The following is a 16,263-nucleotide window of genomic DNA, read 5'->3' on the forward strand; positions in this document are numbered from 1 at the left end:
ACGCGTCGTCGGGGCCCGCAGGGCCGGCGTGGACCCGTCCGACCGCCCTCTCCGGCGACGCCGGCCGACGGCAGAGCGGCAGTGAGCCGCCCCCGGAGGCCGTGAAGCCCCTCCGGAAGCGCGCTGCCCGTCCGACCCCCCAGGCGGCCCTCCCGACCGGCCGGCCGCACGAGGCCGCCCTCCCCCCACGCACACGGCCGCCCCCTCCACACGCACAGGAGCCACCCATGGATCACGTAGAGATGCACCCCGGAAGCGGGGAGGGGTTCACGCCCTCCTCAGGTGAGTCGGCGATCGAGGCCCGAGGGCTCGGTAAGAAGTACCGGCGTGGCTGGGCCTTGCAGGACGTTTCCTTCCGGCTGCCCGCGGGGCGGGTATGCGGCCTCGTCGGCCCCAACGGCGCGGGCAAGAGCACCCTGATGGGTCTGGCCACCCACATGATCCGGCCCACGACCGGCGCCCTGCGGGTGTTCGGTGCGGCTCCGGGGTCGACGGAGGCCGTCCTGCGCACCGCGTTCCTGACCCAGGAGAAGCCGTTGTTCCGGCGCTTCACCGTGGCCGAGACCCTGCGGCTTGGTCACGAGTTCAACCCCCGCTGGGACCAGGAAGTCGCCGAAGGCATCGTCCACGCCGGTCAGGTGCCGATGGGGGCGAAGATCGGAACCCTGTCCGGCGGACAGCGCACCCGCGTCGCCTTCGCCCTGGCCTTCGGGAAACGCCCCGACCTGCTCATCCTCGACGAACCCATGTCCGACCTGGACCCACTGGTGCGCCGCGAGCTCATGGCCACACTGACGCGGGAGGCCGCCGGGCACGGCACGACGGTGCTGGTGTCCTCCCACATGCTGGCCGAGCTCCAGTACGTCTGTGACTACCTGCTCGTCGTCGCGAACGGCGGCCTGCGCCTCGCCGGCGAGGTGGAGGAACTACGCGCCGCACACGCCCTGCTCGATGTCGCGGGGAGCGGTCCGTCCCCGTCCGTCGCCCCCCACCGCGTCATCGACGCCCGCAGCGGCGAGGGCCGGCCCGGCGTCCTGGTGCGTCTCGGCGGACCCGTCGAGTACGGCGGGCGGGCGGAGCCTCCCACCCTGGAAGAGCTCCTGCTCGCCTATCTGCGGTCGCCCGACGCACCTCCGCTGATCGCCCCGAGCGCCCAGGTCGGCGACATCCACGACAACCTCACCCGCGACCGGCAAAAGGCTGTGACCGCATGAGCACCCTCACCCGTGGCCCGGCCCTCCCCGCGCCCGCCGGGCGCCCCCGGAACCGGCGGGGCTCCCGGCCGGCCGGTCTCCGGCTCCGCGGCCCGGCCTGGCTCGTCCGGCGCCAGCACCGCGCCGCGTTCTGGACCCTCATCGCCCTCACCCTCCTCGCCGTGACCGTCATGGTCCTCCTGCGCGGACAGATGATGGACTACCTGACCACCCAGGACCCGACGGCGCGGAAGGCCGGAAGCCCGCCGCCCGGGTTCGAGCCGTACGCCGACCGCATCTTCGCTGCCGGGAGCTACCTCGGTTACGTCCCCGTCCTGGTGGGTGTCCTCCTCGGCGCCCCGCTCATCGCGGGTGACCTGGAGAGCGGCACCGCCGCGCTCGTGACCTCGCAGTCCGTCAGCCGACGGCGGTGGATCACCATGAAGCTCGCCCTGCCCGCCGCACTGGTCGCCCTGTCGACCGCCGTGCTCTCCGGTGTCCTCAGCTGGTGGTGGAGCCCGGTCAAGGGGCTCTCCGCCGGCCTGACGTGGACATCCTTCTTCAGCGTCACCGGGCCCGTGCCGGTCGCCTACGCCCTGCTCACCTTCACCGTCGGCGCGGCGGCCGGCCTCCTCCTGCGCCGCACACTGGTGTCGATGGTCGTCACGCTCGGCGTCGTCGTGGCGATCAGCCTCGTCTGGGACCGCTTCTGGCGGAACCTCGGGCACGTCCTCACGATCAGTACCGGCAAGGGTGTCGGACCCGGTGCCGTCCGCCCGGAGCTGCCCGCCCAGGCCGAACAGCAGGGACAAGGCACCTACTTCCTCACCAGCTCCGGAGACCGCCTCGGCTGGACCACCTGCCTCGACCGGGCCGAGAACCTCCAGGCGCACACCGCCTGCCTGGAGTCCAAGCACGTCATCGGCTGGTCCCTGGACTACCTGCCCGTCTCGCAGATGCAGACCATGCAATGGCTCGGAGCGGGCATCATGCTCGCCCTCACCGCCGCCGTCGCCGCCTTCGTCATCGCCCGGGGCCACAAGCGGCTCCTATGACCCGCGGTCTCCGGCAGCCGTCGCGCACGCGCCCGGAGGCAGCACGTCGTGAGCCGGCCGAAAAGTCCTGGAGCGCCAGGACTCCTCGGCCGGCTCGGAGGTCCGAGCGCCCCGCCGGCCCGCCTACTCGCGCGCCGCCGACGTGCTGCTCATGTCCGGGTACCTGTCCCCCGCCACCCGTCCGGCGAGGGGCTCCAGCTGCGCGAGCTCGTCGTCGGTCAGGGTCAGCCGGGTCGCCGCGACGTTCTCCAGGACCCGGGCGCGCTTGCGGGTGCCGGGGATCGGCACCACGGTCAGCCCGTGCACCTGGGCCCGCTGCTGCACCCAGGCCAGGGCCACCTGGGCGGCCGACGCCCCGTGCGCCGCGGCGATCGCCCGGACGTGCTCCAGCAGGACGGCGTTCGCCTGGGCGTTGTCGCCCGTGAAGCGCGGCTGGTGCCGGCGGAAGTCGTCGGCGGCGAGGTCTGTGGCCGCGTCCTGGAAGGCGCCGGTCAGGAAGCCGCGGCCGAGCGGCGAGTACGGCACGAGGGCCACGCCGAGCTCGGCGGCCGCCGGAACGGCGGTGCGCTCGATGTCGCGGCTGAAGAGGGACCACTCGGACTGCAGGGCGGCGATCGGGTGCACGGCGTGCGCCTCACGGAGCTCCGCGCCGGTCACCTCGCTCAGACCCAGCTGCTTGACCTTGCCCTGCTCGACCAGTTCGGCCATCGCGCCGACGGACTCGGCGAGCGGGACGCGCGGGTCGTGCCGGTGCATGTAGTACAGGTCGATGACATCGGTGTCCAGCCGCCGCAGGCTGCCCTCGACGGCCTCCCTGATGTACGCGGGGTCGTTGCGCACGCCCCGGTAGCCCGGGTCGTCGGTCCGCTCGATGCCGAACTTGGTGGCGATCGTGATCGCGTCCCGATGGGCGTGGACGAACGGCGCCAGGAACCTCTCGTTGGCGCCGCGGCCGTAGGCGTCGGCGGTGTCGAAGAGGGTGATGCCGCATTCCAGTGCCGCTTCCAGGGTGTCCCGGGCCGCGGCCTCGTCGGTGTCGCCGTAGAACTCGCTGATCCCCATGCAGCCGAGTCCCTGGACCCCCACCCGCGGGCCTCCCGTGCCGAGCTCCACGGTCGCTATCTTCTGCGTGTTCTCGCTCATGTCGTCAGGCCCCTTTCCGGCGTCCTGCGGGCGCCGGCATAAAAATCGATCTTGAAGTCGAGTACGGCGAGAGTGCCCTGCAGTTCCGCGATCCGGGTCCGGACGTCCCGGCGGGTCGCTTCCAGGAGCTCCTGTCGTTCCTCGAACGTGTGGTCGCCCTCGCGGAGCAGTTCCGCGTACCGGACCATGTCGGCGACCGGCATGCCGGTCAGCCGCAGCTTGCCCACGAAGGCCAGCCAGTCCAGGTCGCGGTTGGTGAAGCGGCGCTGGCCGGTGTGCGAACGGTCCACGTGCGGCATCAGCCCGATCCGCTCGTACCAGCGCAGGGTGTGCGCGGTGAGCCCGGTGAAGGCGGCGACCTCGCTGATGGTGTAGCGGTCCTGCCCCTCGGGCCGCGGATGTGCCCGCGGAGCCGAGGCGCAGTTGTCCGTCCGTGCGGAAGTGCTGTCCATCACCGTCATGTCCTCCACGCTAGAACCTTGGAGTGCACTCCAAGCAAGCGCAAACGGGTGACGCCTTCCGTTTACGCTCGTACCCATGCAGAGCCTGGCGATGATCGAGAACTGGCCCGTCCCCACCGCGGCGGCCGCGGTCGTACGGGCGGACGGCCGCGTGGCCGGTACGCACGGCCCGACCGCACACCGCTTTCCCCTCGCCTCCGTCACCAAACCGCTGGCGGCCTACGCGGCGCTGGTGGCGTACGAGGAGGGAGCCGTGGAGCTGGACGAGCCGGCCGGCCCCGAGGGCTCCACGGTCCGCCACCTCCTCGCCCACACCAGCGGCCTGGCCTTCGACGAGCACCGGGTCACGGCTCCTCCCGGCACCCGCCGGCTGTACTCGAACGCGGGCTTCGAGGTGCTCGGCGACCACATCGCCAAGGCGACCGAGATCCCGTTCCCGGAGTACGTGCGCCAGGCGGTCCTGGAGCCTCTGGGCATGGGGGCGACGACGCTGGAGGGCTCGCCCGCCAAGGACGGCGTCTCGACCGTGGACGACCTGGTGCGGTTCGCGGCGGAGGTGCAGGCCCCGCGCCTGCTGGACCCGCGCACGGTGCTGGAGGCCCAGACCGTCGTCCACCCCGGCCTCAAGGGCGTACTCCCCGGCTACGGCAACCAGAACCCCAACGACTGGGGCCTCGGCTTCGAGATCCGTGACTCCAAGACACCGCACTGGACGGGCCTGTCCTCCTCGCCGGCGACCTTCGGTCACTTCGGCCAGTCCGGCACCTTCCTGTGGATCGACCCGGCGGCGGGCGCGGCCTGCGTGGCCCTCACGGACCGGGCCTTCGGCCCCTGGGCGACGGAGGCGTGGCCCCCGTTCACGGACGCGGTACTGGCGGAGCTCGGCGCCTCCCGCTGACAGCACTCGAACCACACGGTCTTCCCCCGGCCGTCGCTCCGCACCTCCACGCCCCAGCCGTCGGTGACGGCGTCGACCAGCACCAGCCCCCGCCCGCCCTCGTCGAGCACGTCCCCGGCGACGGCGCGGGGCAGCCGGGGCGAGGCGTCCGCGACCTCCACCCGCACCCGCCCGTCCGGGAGCAGGAAGACGAGGGTCTGGCAGCGGCGGCCGGGAACGTGCCGTACGACGTTGGCGATCAGCTCGGTGAGGGCGAGTTCGGCCGCGTCCACCAGGTCGGGCAGTCCCCAGGCGGTGAGGTACAGCCGCAGGATGCGGCGCAGATGACGGGCGGAGTGCTCCCCCATCGCCAGGTCGGCGCGGTAGACCGCGGCCTCCGGGTCACCGGTCCGGGTGTCGTTCACGTGATTCATGTCACCAGCGTGCAGCGCCCTGATTACGCTCGGCTACGACCTGAAACGAACGCCGTCAGGCGTTGAACGCTGGAGGCACCCCGCCGTGGCCAACGTGCAATCGCTCGACCCCAGCGCCTCCCCCCTCGACTACTACGGCTGGGAGCTGCGCCGCCAGCGGGAGGCCCACGGCCTGCGGCAGGGCCAGCTCGGCGAGATCATCTTCTGCACGGGCTCGCTCATCGGCCAGATCGAGACGACGAAGAAGGTGCCGACCCGCGACTTCTCGGAGCGCCTGGACGCGGCACTCGGCACGGACGGGGTGTTCTCGCGCCTGGTCGGCCTGGTGCTGCGGAGCCAACTGCCGACCTGGTTCCAGCCGTACGCGGAGATGGAGGCGCGGGCGACGTACATCTCCACGTACCAGGCGCAGTTGGTCTACGGGCTGCTGCAGACGGAGGAGTACGCGCGGGCCCTGTTCTCCCTCGGTCACCCCGACAAGGTGGATGAACTCGTCGCAGCCCGCCTGGAGCGTCAGCGGATTCTGCAGAGCGACCGTTCGCTCGCCTTGTGGGCAGTCCTGAGCGAGGCAGCACTGCTCCAGGAAGTGGGAGGACGAGACGTCATGCGAAAGCAACTGGCACGACTGTTGGACTTCCGCCATAACCCCTGGGTGCAGATCCAGGTTCTTCCCTTCTCCGTCGGTCAACACACGGGCATGATTGGCTCGTTCAATCTGCTCAGGTTCGAGGACGACCCCGATCTCTTCTACGTGGACAGCTACGACCAGGGCCACATGACCGCCAATCCACAGGTGATCAAGGAACGTTCGGTCGGCTACGCTCGATTGCAAGCCGCAGCCCTGTCCCCCGAGGACTCGGCGACACTGATCGCTCGCGTGATGGAGGAACGGTATGGAAACCCATGACCTGGCCGCAGCACGGTGGCGGAAGTCCTCGTTCAGCGGCCCGAACGGGGGCGACTGCGTCGAGTGCACCGTCACCGGCGGCGCCACCTGGCGGAAGTCCTCGTTCAGCGGCACCAACGGCGGTGAGTGCGTCGAGGTGGCCGACGGCTGCTCCGCGTCCGTCCCGGTCCGCGACAGCAAGAACCCCGCCGGCCCCGTCCTCGTTCTGGGCGCCGACGCCTGGCAGGCGTTCGTGGACTGCCTGCGGTAGGACGCGGACCGTCGCCCGGCCGGTCACGGTCCGGCGATCCACTCCTTCGGCCAACCGAACGGCGCCGGAACGCGTCTCCGAGGTCACAGCAGGCCGCGAAGACGCACCCTGAGGGGTCGGACGATGGATGACGTTGCGGGTTCGACGATCGTGCGGGCACTGAGGGGCGTGGGCCGGCTGGCGTTCCACGTGGTCGGCACGGTGGTCGATCTGCTCGCCATCCGTGACTGGTGGAAGAAGGGAACCGAACGCTCCCCGCGGAAGGGCGACTGAGGTGGGGCGGCGCGCACACGGGTCTGGCCCCGGGCGCTCGCACGCCGCCGTGTCACACCGCGCCGAGCTCCCAGATCAGCACCTCGGCGTCCCGCAGCGCCTCGAGCTCCAGCCCCCGCGACCCCGTGATCCGTACCGCGTCGCCCTCGCCCAGCTCCTCGCCGCCGATGCGTACCCCGCCCCGCACCACGTGCGCGTACACCCCCGCCGCGTCCGGCACCGCGGTCCGCTCGCCCGCCTCCTGGCGCCGCACGTGAAGCGTCGCGCCCGCCTCCGGGAGCGCGTACGGGGTGGAGTCGGCGATCTGGGCGACGTGGGTGTACGCGGGCTCCCCGCCGGGTGACAGCGGCGCCAGCCACATCTGAAGGAACGTCAGCGGGTGTTTCCCGTCGTTGCGTTCGACGTGGCGCACCCCTGCCGCCGCGCTGAGGTGCTGGACGTCCCCGGCCCGTACGACGGTGGTGTGACCGGCCGTGTCCCGGTGGGTGAGCTCGCCCTCCACCACCCAGGTGACGATCTCGGTGTGGCTGTGCGGGTGCTCGTCGAATCCGGCCCCCGGGGCGAGACGCTCCTCGTTGCAGGCGAGGATCGGCCCGAAGCGCAGATTGTCCGGGTCGTAGAAGCGCCCGAAGGAGAAGGCGTGCAGCGTCTCGATGCCCGGGGAGACACCCGGGGCCGGGTCCCCACCGCGGAAGCGGCTCCCGGAGCGGCGTACGTCCATCACACGTCCACGGTAGCCCCGCACGGTGAGCCGTGGCCCCACCCCACCGCGCACCTGCTCCGATAAGGCAGTCTTGTGTACGTGTCCCGACCCGATCCTGAGCAGCCCGCTGCGAACGCCGCCCACCTGCACGCCGCGACTCTGAAGCGGCTGGAGCAGTCCTCCGGCCGGCTGGCCGCCAACGCCATCGCCCGCATGGACGAGACGCTGCCGTGGTACCGGGCCATGCCACCGGAGAACCGTTCGTGGATCGGCCTGGTCGCCCAGGCCGGTATCGCCGCCTTCACCGAGTGGTTCCGGCACCCGGAGACCCCGCAGGCCATCTCGACCGACGTGTTCGGGACGGCGCCGCGCGAGCTGACCCGGGCGATCACGCTGCGCCAGACGGTCGAGATGGTGCGGACGACGATCGAGGTGATGGAGACCGCGATCGAGGAGGTCGCGGCGCCCGGCGACGAGTCGGTGCTGCGGGAGGCCCTGCTCGTCTACGCCCGGGAGATCGCCTTCGCGACCGCCCAGGTGTACGCGCAGGCAGCCGAGGCCCGCGGCGCGTGGGACGCCCGGCTGGAGTCGCTCGTGGTCAACGCGGTGCTGTCCGGCGAGGCCGACGAGGGGGCCGTGTCCCGGGCCGCGGCGCTCGGCTGGAACTCCCCCGAGCACGTGTGCGTCGTCCTCGGCACCGCGCCTGACGGGGACAGCGAACTCACCGTGGAGGCGATCCGGCGGGCGGCCCGGCACGCCAAGCTCCAGGTGCTGACCGGAGTGCTCGGGCACCGTCTCGTCGTCATCGCGGGCGGCAGCGACAACCCCCTGAACGTCGCGAAGTCACTGATCGGCCCGTACGCGGCCGGTCCCGTCGTCGCCGGACCCGTGGTGCCCGACCTGCTCGCGGCCACCCGGTCCGCGCAGGCCGCGGCAGCGGGACTCAAGGCCTGCTCGGCGTGGCAGGACGCTCCGCGCCCCGTCCTGTCGGACGATCTCCTTCCGGAACGAGCGATGGCCGGCGACCCGGCGGCGCGTGATCAGTTGGTGGAGGAGATCTACAGACCACTCGAAGAAGCGGGCTCGGCGCTCCTGGAGACGCTGAGCGTCTACCTGGAACAGGCGAGCAGTCTGGAGGGCGCGGCCAGGATGCTGTTCGTGCACCCCAATACCGTGCGCTACCGGCTGCGACGTGTGACCGACGTCACCGGCTGGTCACCCTCCGACGTCCGCTCCGCCTTCACCCTGCGGATCGCCCTCATCCTGGGGCGCTTGGCCGCCGGAGACACTCGGTCCTAGACTTTTGTCGGACTTCAACAATTCCCCTTACGGTTCTTCGTCCCTGTCCCCACGGGCGTCGGGAGCCGTCCACAAGAGAGAGTGTGAGGGTGCTCGTACTCGTCGCTCCCGGCCAAGGCGCTCAGACGCCCGGCTTCCTGACTCCCTGGCTCGACCTCCCCGGTGCCTCCGACCGCATCGCGGCCTGGTCCGACGCCATCGGGCTCGACCTCGCCCACTACGGCACGAAGGCCGACGCCGACGAGATCCGCGACACGGCGGTGGCCCAGCCGCTGCTCGTCGCCGCGGGTCTCCTGTCCGCCGCCGCCCTGGGCGCCTCGCCCGGCGTCGTCGCGGGCCACAGCGTCGGTGAGATCACCGCGGCCGCGCTCGCCGGCGTCCTCGACGACGAGGCGGCGCTGCGCTTCGTCCGCACCCGGGGGCTCGGCATGGCCGAGGCCGCCGCGGTCACCGACACCGGCATGGCCGCGCTCCTGGGCGGCGACCCCGAGGTGACGGTCGCGCACCTGGAGAAGCTGGGGCTCACCCCGGCCAACGTCAACGGCAGCGGCCAGATCGTCGCGGCGGGCACCGCGGAGCAGATCGCCGCGCTGACCAAGGACATGCCCGAGGGTGTGCGCCGCGTGGTCGAGCTCAAGGTCGCCGGCGCGTTCCACACGCACCACATGGCTCCGGCCGTGGAGAAGCTGCGTGTCGCCGCCGGAGAACTCCATCCCGCCGACCCCACGGTGACCTACGTCTCGAACGCCGACGGGAAGACGGTCGCCACCGGCGCCGAGGTGATCACGCGCCTCGTCGGCCAGGTCGCCAACCCGGTCCGCTGGGACCTGTGCATGGAGACCTTCAAGGAGCTCGGTGTCACGGCGCTCGTCGAAGCGGCTCCGGGCGGCACCCTGGTCGGGCTCGCCAAGCGCGCGCTGCCCGGCGTGAAGACCCTCGCGCTCAAGACCCCCGACGACCTCGACGCGGCCCGCGCGCTCATCTCCGAGCACGCGGGCGCCTAAGGAGCCCGAGAGCATGTCGAAGATCAAGCCCAGCAAGGGCGCCCCGTACGCACGGATCATGGGTGTCGGCGGCTACCGGCCGACCCGCGTCGTGCCCAACGAGGTGATCCTCGAAACGATCGACTCGTCCGACGAGTGGATCCGCTCCCGCTCCGGCATCGCCACCCGCCACTGGGCCTCCGACGAGGAGACCGTGGCCGTGATGTCCGTGGAGGCCGCCGGCAAGGCGATCGCCGACGCGGGGATCGCTCCCGAGCAGATCGGCGGAGTCATCGTCTCCACCGTCTCGCACTTCCAGCAGACCCCGGCCATCGCGACCGAGATCGCCCACCGGGTCGGCGCGGGCAAGCCGGCCGCCTTCGACATCTCGGCCGGCTGCGCAGGCTTCGGCTACGGCCTGACCCTCGCCAAGGGCATGGTCGTCGAGGGCTCGGCGGAGTACGTCCTGGTCATCGGCGTCGAGCGGCTCAGCGACCTCACCGACCTGGAGGACCGCGCGACGGCCTTCCTCTTCGGCGACGGCGCCGGCGCGGTCGTCGTGGGTCCCTCCAAGGAGCCGGCCATCGGCCCCACGGTCTGGGGCTCCGAGGGCGACAAGTCCGGCACGATCAAGCAGACCGTGCCGTGGAACGACTATCACGTCGGCGACGTCTCGAAACTGCCGCTCGACAAGAACGGCGAGATCAAGTTCCCGGCCATCACGCAGGAGGGCCAGGCGGTCTTCCGCTGGGCCGTCTTCGAGATGGCGAAGGTCGCCCAGCAGGCGCTGGACGCGGCCGGGATCGCCCCGGAAGACCTGGATGTCTTCATTCCGCACCAGGCCAACATGCGGATCATCGACTCGATGGTGAAGACGCTCAAGCTGCCGGAGCACGTCACGGTCGCGCGTGACGTGGAAACCACCGGCAACACATCGGCCGCCTCGATCCCGCTCGCGATGGAGCGGCTCCTGGCGACCGGTCAGGCCAAGAGCGGCGACACGGCGCTCATCATCGGCTTCGGGGCGGGTCTCGTCTACGCCGCGACGGTCGTTACCCTCCCCTAGGCACCCCGGACCTCCCGGTCCGTACGCCCGAACCCTGCAGAAACACACCGAAGGAGCGCCAACATGGCCGCCACTCAGGAAGAGATCGTCTCCGGTCTCGCCGAGATCGTCAACGAGATTGCCGGTATCCCCGTCGAGGACGTCCAGGTGGACAAGTCCTTCACCGACGACCTGGACGTCGACTCGCTGTCCATGGTCGAGGTCGTCGTCGCCGCCGAGGAGCGCTTCGACGTCAAGATCCCCGACGAGGACGTCAAGAACCTCAAGACGGTGGGCGACGCCGCCGACTACATCCTGAAGCACCAGGGCTGATCCCAGCCCGACCCGTGTGTCGCCACCCGGCGGTGGCGCCGCTGATTCACGCCCCTCTACACGTGGAGAAGATTTTCCAGTGATCCCGACCAATCGCACCGTGGTCGTCACCGGTATCGGCGCAACCACTCCGCTGGGTGGCGACTCCGCATCGACCTGGGAAGGTCTGATGGCCGGCCGCTCCGGCGTCAAGCCTCTCGAGGGCGAACGTTTCGCCGAACTGCCCGTCCGGATCGCCGCCCTCGCGGCCGTCGACCCCGGCGAGGTACTGCCCCGTCCCCTCGCCCGCAAGCTGGACCGTTCGGCGCAGTTCGCGCTGATCGCGGCCCGTGAGGCGTGGGCCGACGCGGGCTTCACCGGCAAGGCCGGTGAGGACGAGAAGATCCAACCCGAGCGTCTGGGCTCGGTCATCGCCTCCGGCATCGGCGGCGTGATCACCCTGCTCGACCAGTACGACGTGCTGAAGGAGAAGGGCGTACGCCGCGTCTCCCCGCACACCGTTCCCATGCTCATGCCCAACGGCCCGGCGGCCAACGTCGGCCTGGAGGTCAACGCCCAGGCGGGTGTCCACACCCCCGTCTCGGCCTGCGCCTCGGGCGCGGAGGCCATCGGGTACGCCGTCGAGATGATCCGCACCGGCCGTGCCGACGTCGTCGTCGCCGGTGGCACCGAGGCGGCCATCCACCCGCTGCCCATCGCCGCGTTCGCCAACATGATGGCGATGTCCAAGAGCAACGATGAGCCCGAGAAGGCCTCGCGTCCGTACGACACCGCCCGTGACGGCTTCGTCCTCGGTGAGGGCGCCGGCGTCGTCATCCTGGAGTCCGCGGAGCACGCGGCCGCCCGTGGCGCCAGGGTCTACTGCGAGGTGCTCGGACAGGGGCTGTCCGCGGACGCCCACCACATCGCGCAGCCCGAGCCCACCGGGCGCGGGATCGCCGCCGCCATGCAGAACCTGCTGGACTCCACGGACCTCAAGCCGTCGGAGGTCGTGCACCTGAACGCGCACGCCACCTCCACCCCGCAGGGTGACGTGGCGGAGATCAAGGCGCTGCGCGCGGTGCTCGGCGACGACCTCGACCATGTCGCCATCTCGGCCACGAAGTCGATGACGGGTCACCTGCTGGGTGGCGCGGGCGGTATCGAGACCGTGGCGACGGTGCTGGCGCTGCACAACCGGATGGCGCCGCCCACCATCAACGTCGACGACCTCGACGAGGCGGTGGACGCCGACGTCGTGCGCGGCGAGCCCCGGCCGCTGCCGGAGGGCCCGATCGCCGCGATCAACAACTCGTTCGGCTTCGGCGGCCACAACGTCGTACTGGCGTTCCGGTCCGTCTGATCCGCACGTCCCGACCCACGTGCGAGAGGCCCGCTTCCCGATCGGGAGGCGGGCCTCTCGCATGACCGTGCCGGGCGCGGCCGGCTCACACCACCTGGTGGAGCCACCGCACGGGGGCGCCCTCGCCGGCGTGGCGGAAGGACTCCAGCTCGTCGTCCCAGGGCTTGCCCAGGAGCTTGGCGATCTCCGCCTCCAGGTCCGTCTCCCCGCGCACGGAGCGCGCCAGCGCGGCCCGCAGCCGGTCCTCGGGTACCAGGATGTCGCCGTGCATGCCCGTGACGGCGTGGAAGATGCCGAGGCCGGGCGTGGAGCTGTAGCGCTCGCCCTCCGCCTGGGGGCAGGGTTCGGCCGTCACCTCGAAGCGCAGCATGTCCCAGCCCCGGAGGGCCGAGGCCAGCTCGGAGGCCGTGCCCGCACGGCCCTTCCAGGAGAATTCGGACCGCCAGGTGCCGGGCGCGGCCGGCTGTCGGATCCAGTCGAGCTGGACCCGCACACCGAGCACACCCCCCACCGCCCACTCGACGTGCGGGCAGAGCGCGCGCGGTGCGGAGTGAACGTACAGGACTCCACGTGTCGTCACCGGGACCTCCAGTGTGGGACGAGGTACGCCTTCCCCAGCGGCCTCGCGCCCGTCTCGCCTCTTTCCGGCCGCATCCCGAGGTTGTCATCCGTACACAGCATCGGGAGTGAATCTCCTGAAAAAGGACAGTATGTGACGAGAGATAACTTACCGGAATCCTCGTGGATGCGCGGGCCGGACGGTTCGCCACTGGGTCGACGGGGAAAAGCTACCGTGCGCCGGGGCCCGGTGTGTGACGTACCGTCGGTCCCGGGCCCTTGATTCGCTCATCATTCACCCGCCAGGGAGCACGGGCCCGCCACCTGGGGGTGCCGGGGTGTGCCGGAGGCACCGTCACCTGTGTGACCGGAGGGGAGACAGGCATGCCTGAGCGTGCGTCACGCCGTCGCATCCGCAGAGCCGCCGTGGCGTCCGGCACGGCGGTGCTCGTCGGCGCGGCCGCGTTGGCCGGCTGCACCACCGGCCCGGACGGCGCCGCGCGGAGCGCGCCGCGGAGCCCGTCGCCCTCCACGACCCCTCTCTGGGACGTGAGCCCGGCCTCGCTCGCCGCCGTCGGGGACTCGATCACCACGGGCTTCGACGCCTGCTCGGTGCTGACCGACTGCCCCGAGGTGTCGTGGGCGACGGGGAGCGACGGCGCGGTCCGGAGCCTCGCGGTGCGCCTCCTGGGGGCGGCGCGGGCGGCTTCGCACAGTTCGAACCACGCCGTGGCGGGCGCCCGGATCGCCCAGCTGCCGGAGCAGATGGCCCTGGCCGCGAAGGAGCGGCCCGAACTGGTCACGGTGATGATCGGCGCCAACGACGCCTGCCGGGACTCGGTGCGGCTCATGACCCCGGTGGCGGATTTCCGGGCCTCCTTCGAGGCGTCGCTGCGTCAGTTGCGCGGTACGGCTCCGAAGGCCCAGGTGTACGTGTCGAGCGTGCCGGACCTGAAGCGGCTCTGGTCGACGGGGCGCGTGAACCCGATGGGCAAGCAGATCTGGAAGCTGGGGATCTGCCGGTCGATGCTCCAGGACGCGGACGACATGGGTGCGGCGGCCGTGGCCCGGCGCGAGGCGGTGCGGGAGCGGGTCGTCGCGTACAACGGCGTGCTCAGGGACGTCTGCGCGAAGGACGCGCGGTGCCGGTACGACGGCGGGGCGGTGTTCGACTACCGGTTCACGGGCGAGCAGCTCAGCCCCTGGGACTGGTTCCACCCGGGCCGCGACGGCCAGGCCAGGCTCGCGGAAATCGCTTACCGCGCTGTCACGGCGGCAGGCCCTCCGGCGTAAAGTTCCTGATCATGAAGACGGGTGCGGCGGTACACGGCGAAGACTTCTCCACGCTCACGGACGGCGCCCCCGTCCGGCGCTGGACCCTGGAGCGCGACGGCACGCGGGTGCGCGTGCTGACGTACGGCGCCGTGGTGCAGTCCGTCGAGGTGCCCGGCCGGGACGGCACACGGACCGGGGTGGCGCTCGGGCTGCCGGACGCGGTGGCCTACGAGAAGTGCGTGGGCCCGTACCTCGGCGCCGTGGTCGGGCGGTACGCGAACCGGATCGGGGGCGCGTCGTTCGTCCTCGACGGGCGGACGCACCGGGTGACGCCCAACGAGGGCCGCAACCACCTCCACGGCGGGGCGCGCGGCTTCGACCGGCGGGTATGGGACGCCGAGGAGGTGCCGGACGGCGTGCGGCTCTCCCTGGTCGCGCAGGACGGCGAGGAGGGCTACCCGGGACGGCTGGCGGTCTCGGTGACGTACACCCTGGACGAGGGCGGGGCGCTGCGGATCGCCTACCGGGCGACGACGGACGCGCCGACGGTCGCGAACCTGACGAACCACACCTACTGGAACCTGGCCGGGGCGGACAGCGGGAGCGCGCTCGGGCACGAACTGCGGCTCGCGGCCGGCCGGATCACACCGTCGGACGCGGAGTCCGTCCCGACGGGTGCGTTCGCGCCGGTGGACGGCACCCGCTTCGACTTCCGGCTGGCGAAGCCGGTGGGCGCCGGGTACGACACCAACTACGTGCTCGACGGGACCGGCGGGGAGCCGGTCGCCGAGCTGTACGACCCCGCGTCGGGGCGGTTGCTGACCGTCCGCACGACGGAGCCGGGGATGCAGCTCTACACGGCCGACCACCTGGACGGCCAGCCGTTCCCGCCGTGTGCCGGGATCGCCCTGGAGACCCAGCACTTCCCCGACTCCCCGAACCGGCCGGAGTTCCCGTCCACCGTCCTGCGGCCGGGCGAAGAGTTCACGTCCACGACGGTGTACGGCTTCTCGGTGCGCTGACCGCGCGCAGCGGTGGCCCGCCGCCCCGGCCCCCTCGTCAGCTCCCCCGTCCCCCTCCCCCGGTGCGCGCCCGGTGGCCCGCGCCGGCACCGGGCGGGCGGAAGCACCGGCGGGTGCCTCCGGCGGTGGCGGCGCGTCCGGAGGGGCACCGGCCGGCACGGCCCGGCAGGGGCGTCATGACCGCGTCCGCCGACGTCACGTCACCCACCCGCCCCTCCCGCTCCTCCCGCCGTGGAGTCGGCGGTCAGGACGAGGCCGGGGCCGCAGCGGACGCCCGGCAGGGGGCGTCCCTCAGCTCTTGTCCAGGGTGTACGGCGCCGGGGCGGCGTCCTCGTCCTGCGAGGGGGCGGTGAGGTCGCGGGCGAGCAGGGTGGCCCCGGCGACGGCGCCCGGCATCAGGAACACGGCGACGAAGGGGACGAGGAAGGCGAGGGCGAGCGGGACGCCGAAGCCGAGCACCGCCGCCCGGCGTCCGCGCAGCAGCGCGAGCCGGTCCTTCAGGACCATGCCCCGGCGCTGGAGGGCGACTGCCGTGAGTTCCTCGCAGAGGAAGTAGCCGGAGACGCAGAAGCCGAGCGCGGGGACGACGGTCTGGCCGATGACGGGGACGAAGCCCAGGGCGAAGAGCAGTACGCCGTACAGCGCGACGCGTACCAGGATGCGGACGGAGTCGCGGGCGGAGATCCACAGTTCCCGCCAGAGCGGCAGTCCCGATTCCGGGACCTCGCCGCCCTCGCTGCGGTCGACCTGCTCCGAGAGGGACTCGTAGAAGGGCTGGCCGACCAGCAGGGTCACGGCGGTGAAGGTGATCACCGCGAGAAACAGTCCGAGGACGAAGACGAGGACGACCAGGGTGTTGCGCAGGAGCGCCGCCCAGGGTGAGGACCAGTCGTCGGCGAACGGGGTGGCCCAGGCGACGAAGTCGTCGGCGCCGTAACCGAGTCCGACCAGCGCACCCACGTACAGGACGAGGGTGACGAGGCCCGGCAGCAGGCCGAATCCGAACCACCGGCCGTGTCCGAGGGCCCAGCGCTGCCCCTTGACCAAGTAACCGAAACCCGCCCCGAGATCACTCATGCGCGTCAGCGTACTTGCGTGAACCATTGACAC

18 protein-coding genes and 1 pseudogene are annotated in these 16,263 nt (G+C 71.7%); 13 read left to right on the forward strand and 6 right to left on the reverse strand.

Going from position 1 to position 16,263, the window contains the following annotated elements:
• The first annotated feature begins 227 nt into the window (after positions 1–227).
• Positions 228–1,214, forward strand: coding sequence for an ABC transporter ATP-binding protein (locus tag ACH4VO_RS03560; RefSeq protein WP_360989507.1), 987 nt, complete (start codon positions 228–230; stop codon positions 1,212–1,214).
• The gene (locus ACH4VO_RS03565) at positions 1,211–2,248 is read left to right on the forward strand and encodes an ABC transporter permease subunit (protein ID WP_360989505.1); all 1,038 of its coding nucleotides are present in this window, start codon (positions 1,211–1,213) and stop codon (positions 2,246–2,248) included. Before ACH4VO_RS03560 ends, ACH4VO_RS03565 begins: the two co-directional genes overlap by 4 nt.
• A gap of 123 nt (positions 2,249–2,371) precedes the next feature.
• Here ACH4VO_RS03565 and ACH4VO_RS03570 read toward each other — a convergent pair whose 3' ends face one another.
• Together ACH4VO_RS03570 and ACH4VO_RS03575 are read right to left on the reverse strand one after the other, a co-directional pair.
• Positions 2,372–3,391, reverse strand: coding sequence for an aldo/keto reductase (locus tag ACH4VO_RS03570; protein WP_360989502.1), 1,020 nt, complete (start codon positions 3,389–3,391; stop codon positions 2,372–2,374).
• On the reverse strand, positions 3,388–3,852 hold the full coding sequence (locus ACH4VO_RS03575) for a MerR family transcriptional regulator (protein WP_360989499.1): 465 nt from the start codon (positions 3,850–3,852) through the stop codon (positions 3,388–3,390). Before ACH4VO_RS03575 ends, ACH4VO_RS03570 begins: the two co-directional genes overlap by 4 nt.
• A gap of 76 nt (positions 3,853–3,928) precedes the next feature.
• On the opposite strand from ACH4VO_RS03575, the gene ACH4VO_RS03580 reads away from it, so the two are divergent.
• Complete coding sequence (locus ACH4VO_RS03580) at positions 3,929–4,750, forward strand: serine hydrolase domain-containing protein (RefSeq protein ID WP_360989496.1); 822 nt, start codon at positions 3,929–3,931, stop codon at positions 4,748–4,750.
• Positions 4,751–4,752: 2 nt separating this feature from the next.
• Here the strand turns inward: ACH4VO_RS03580 and ACH4VO_RS03585 are convergent.
• Positions 4,753–5,163 (reverse strand): annotated as a pseudogene (locus tag ACH4VO_RS03585) (ATP-binding protein); the annotation flags it as partial.
• An 85-nt stretch (positions 5,164–5,248) separates the two neighbouring features.
• Here ACH4VO_RS03585 and ACH4VO_RS03590 point away from each other — a divergent pair.
• The 3 genes from ACH4VO_RS03590 to ACH4VO_RS03600 all read left to right on the forward strand — a co-directional run bounded on the left by ACH4VO_RS03590 (position 5,249) and on the right by ACH4VO_RS03600 (position 6,593).
• Positions 5,249–6,070 carry a helix-turn-helix transcriptional regulator gene (locus tag ACH4VO_RS03590; RefSeq protein WP_360989494.1) on the forward strand — a complete coding sequence of 274 codons (822 nt, stop codon included), beginning with the start codon at positions 5,249–5,251 and terminating at the stop codon, positions 6,068–6,070.
• A complete protein-coding gene (locus ACH4VO_RS03595; protein ID WP_360989491.1) occupies positions 6,057–6,320 on the forward strand; it encodes a DUF397 domain-containing protein in 264 nt (87 codons plus the stop codon). The genes ACH4VO_RS03590 and ACH4VO_RS03595 overlap by 14 nt, the downstream gene beginning before the upstream one ends.
• Positions 6,321–6,443: 123 nt before the next feature.
• The gene (locus ACH4VO_RS03600; protein ID WP_360989489.1) at positions 6,444–6,593 is read left to right on the forward strand and encodes a hypothetical protein; all 150 of its coding nucleotides are present in this window, start codon (positions 6,444–6,446) and stop codon (positions 6,591–6,593) included.
• A 52-nt stretch (positions 6,594–6,645) separates the two neighbouring features.
• Here the strand turns inward: ACH4VO_RS03600 and ACH4VO_RS03605 are convergent, their stop codons facing one another.
• Entirely contained in the window at positions 6,646–7,314 is a 669-nt protein-coding gene (locus tag ACH4VO_RS03605; protein WP_398440879.1) for a pirin family protein, read from the reverse strand.
• An 81-nt stretch (positions 7,315–7,395) separates the two neighbouring features.
• On the opposite strand from ACH4VO_RS03605, the gene ACH4VO_RS03610 reads away from it, so the two are divergent.
• The 5 genes from ACH4VO_RS03610 (at position 7,396) to fabF (ending at position 12,298) form a co-directional block, all read left to right on the forward strand.
• Entirely contained in the window at positions 7,396–8,595 is a 1,200-nt protein-coding gene (locus ACH4VO_RS03610) for a helix-turn-helix domain-containing protein (protein WP_360989484.1), read from the forward strand.
• Between the two features lie 89 nt (positions 8,596–8,684).
• Positions 8,685–9,599 (forward strand): ACP S-malonyltransferase, encoded by a 915-nt coding sequence (locus tag ACH4VO_RS03615; RefSeq protein WP_360989482.1) that lies wholly within the window; start codon positions 8,685–8,687, stop codon positions 9,597–9,599.
• Positions 9,600–9,612: 13 nt separating this feature from the next.
• Positions 9,613–10,644: a ketoacyl-ACP synthase III gene (locus ACH4VO_RS03620; RefSeq protein WP_360989480.1), complete on the forward strand. Its 1,032-nt coding sequence runs from the start codon at positions 9,613–9,615 to the stop codon at positions 10,642–10,644.
• Between the two features lie 63 nt (positions 10,645–10,707).
• A complete protein-coding gene (locus tag ACH4VO_RS03625; protein ID WP_360989478.1) occupies positions 10,708–10,956 on the forward strand; it encodes an acyl carrier protein in 249 nt (82 codons plus the stop codon).
• A 79-nt stretch (positions 10,957–11,035) separates the two neighbouring features.
• Complete coding sequence (gene fabF / locus ACH4VO_RS03630; protein WP_360989476.1) at positions 11,036–12,298, forward strand: beta-ketoacyl-ACP synthase II; 1,263 nt, start codon at positions 11,036–11,038, stop codon at positions 12,296–12,298.
• An 85-nt stretch (positions 12,299–12,383) separates the two neighbouring features.
• Here fabF and ACH4VO_RS03635 read toward each other — a convergent pair whose 3' ends face one another.
• Positions 12,384–12,878, reverse strand: coding sequence for a DUF3145 domain-containing protein (locus ACH4VO_RS03635; protein ID WP_360989473.1), 495 nt, complete (start codon positions 12,876–12,878; stop codon positions 12,384–12,386).
• A gap of 362 nt (positions 12,879–13,240) precedes the next feature.
• Here ACH4VO_RS03635 and ACH4VO_RS03640 point away from each other — a divergent pair, with 362 nt between their 5' ends.
• Positions 13,241–14,149, forward strand: coding sequence for an SGNH/GDSL hydrolase family protein (locus ACH4VO_RS03640; RefSeq protein ID WP_360989471.1), 909 nt, complete (start codon positions 13,241–13,243; stop codon positions 14,147–14,149).
• 11 nt (positions 14,150–14,160) lie between these two features.
• Positions 14,161–15,153: an aldose epimerase family protein gene (locus ACH4VO_RS03645; RefSeq protein ID WP_360989468.1), complete on the forward strand. Its 993-nt coding sequence runs from the start codon at positions 14,161–14,163 to the stop codon at positions 15,151–15,153.
• 291 nt (positions 15,154–15,444) lie between these two features.
• Here the strand turns inward: ACH4VO_RS03645 and ACH4VO_RS03650 are convergent, their stop codons facing one another.
• Entirely contained in the window at positions 15,445–16,230 is a 786-nt protein-coding gene (locus ACH4VO_RS03650; RefSeq protein WP_360989465.1) for an EI24 domain-containing protein, read from the reverse strand.
• Positions 16,231–16,263 lie beyond the last annotated feature (33 nt).

Origin of the sequence: Streptomyces sp. NPDC020780 (assembly GCF_044334475.1) — a bacterium.
In the GTDB taxonomy this organism is placed as follows: Bacteria; Actinomycetota; Actinomycetes; order Streptomycetales; family Streptomycetaceae; genus Streptomyces.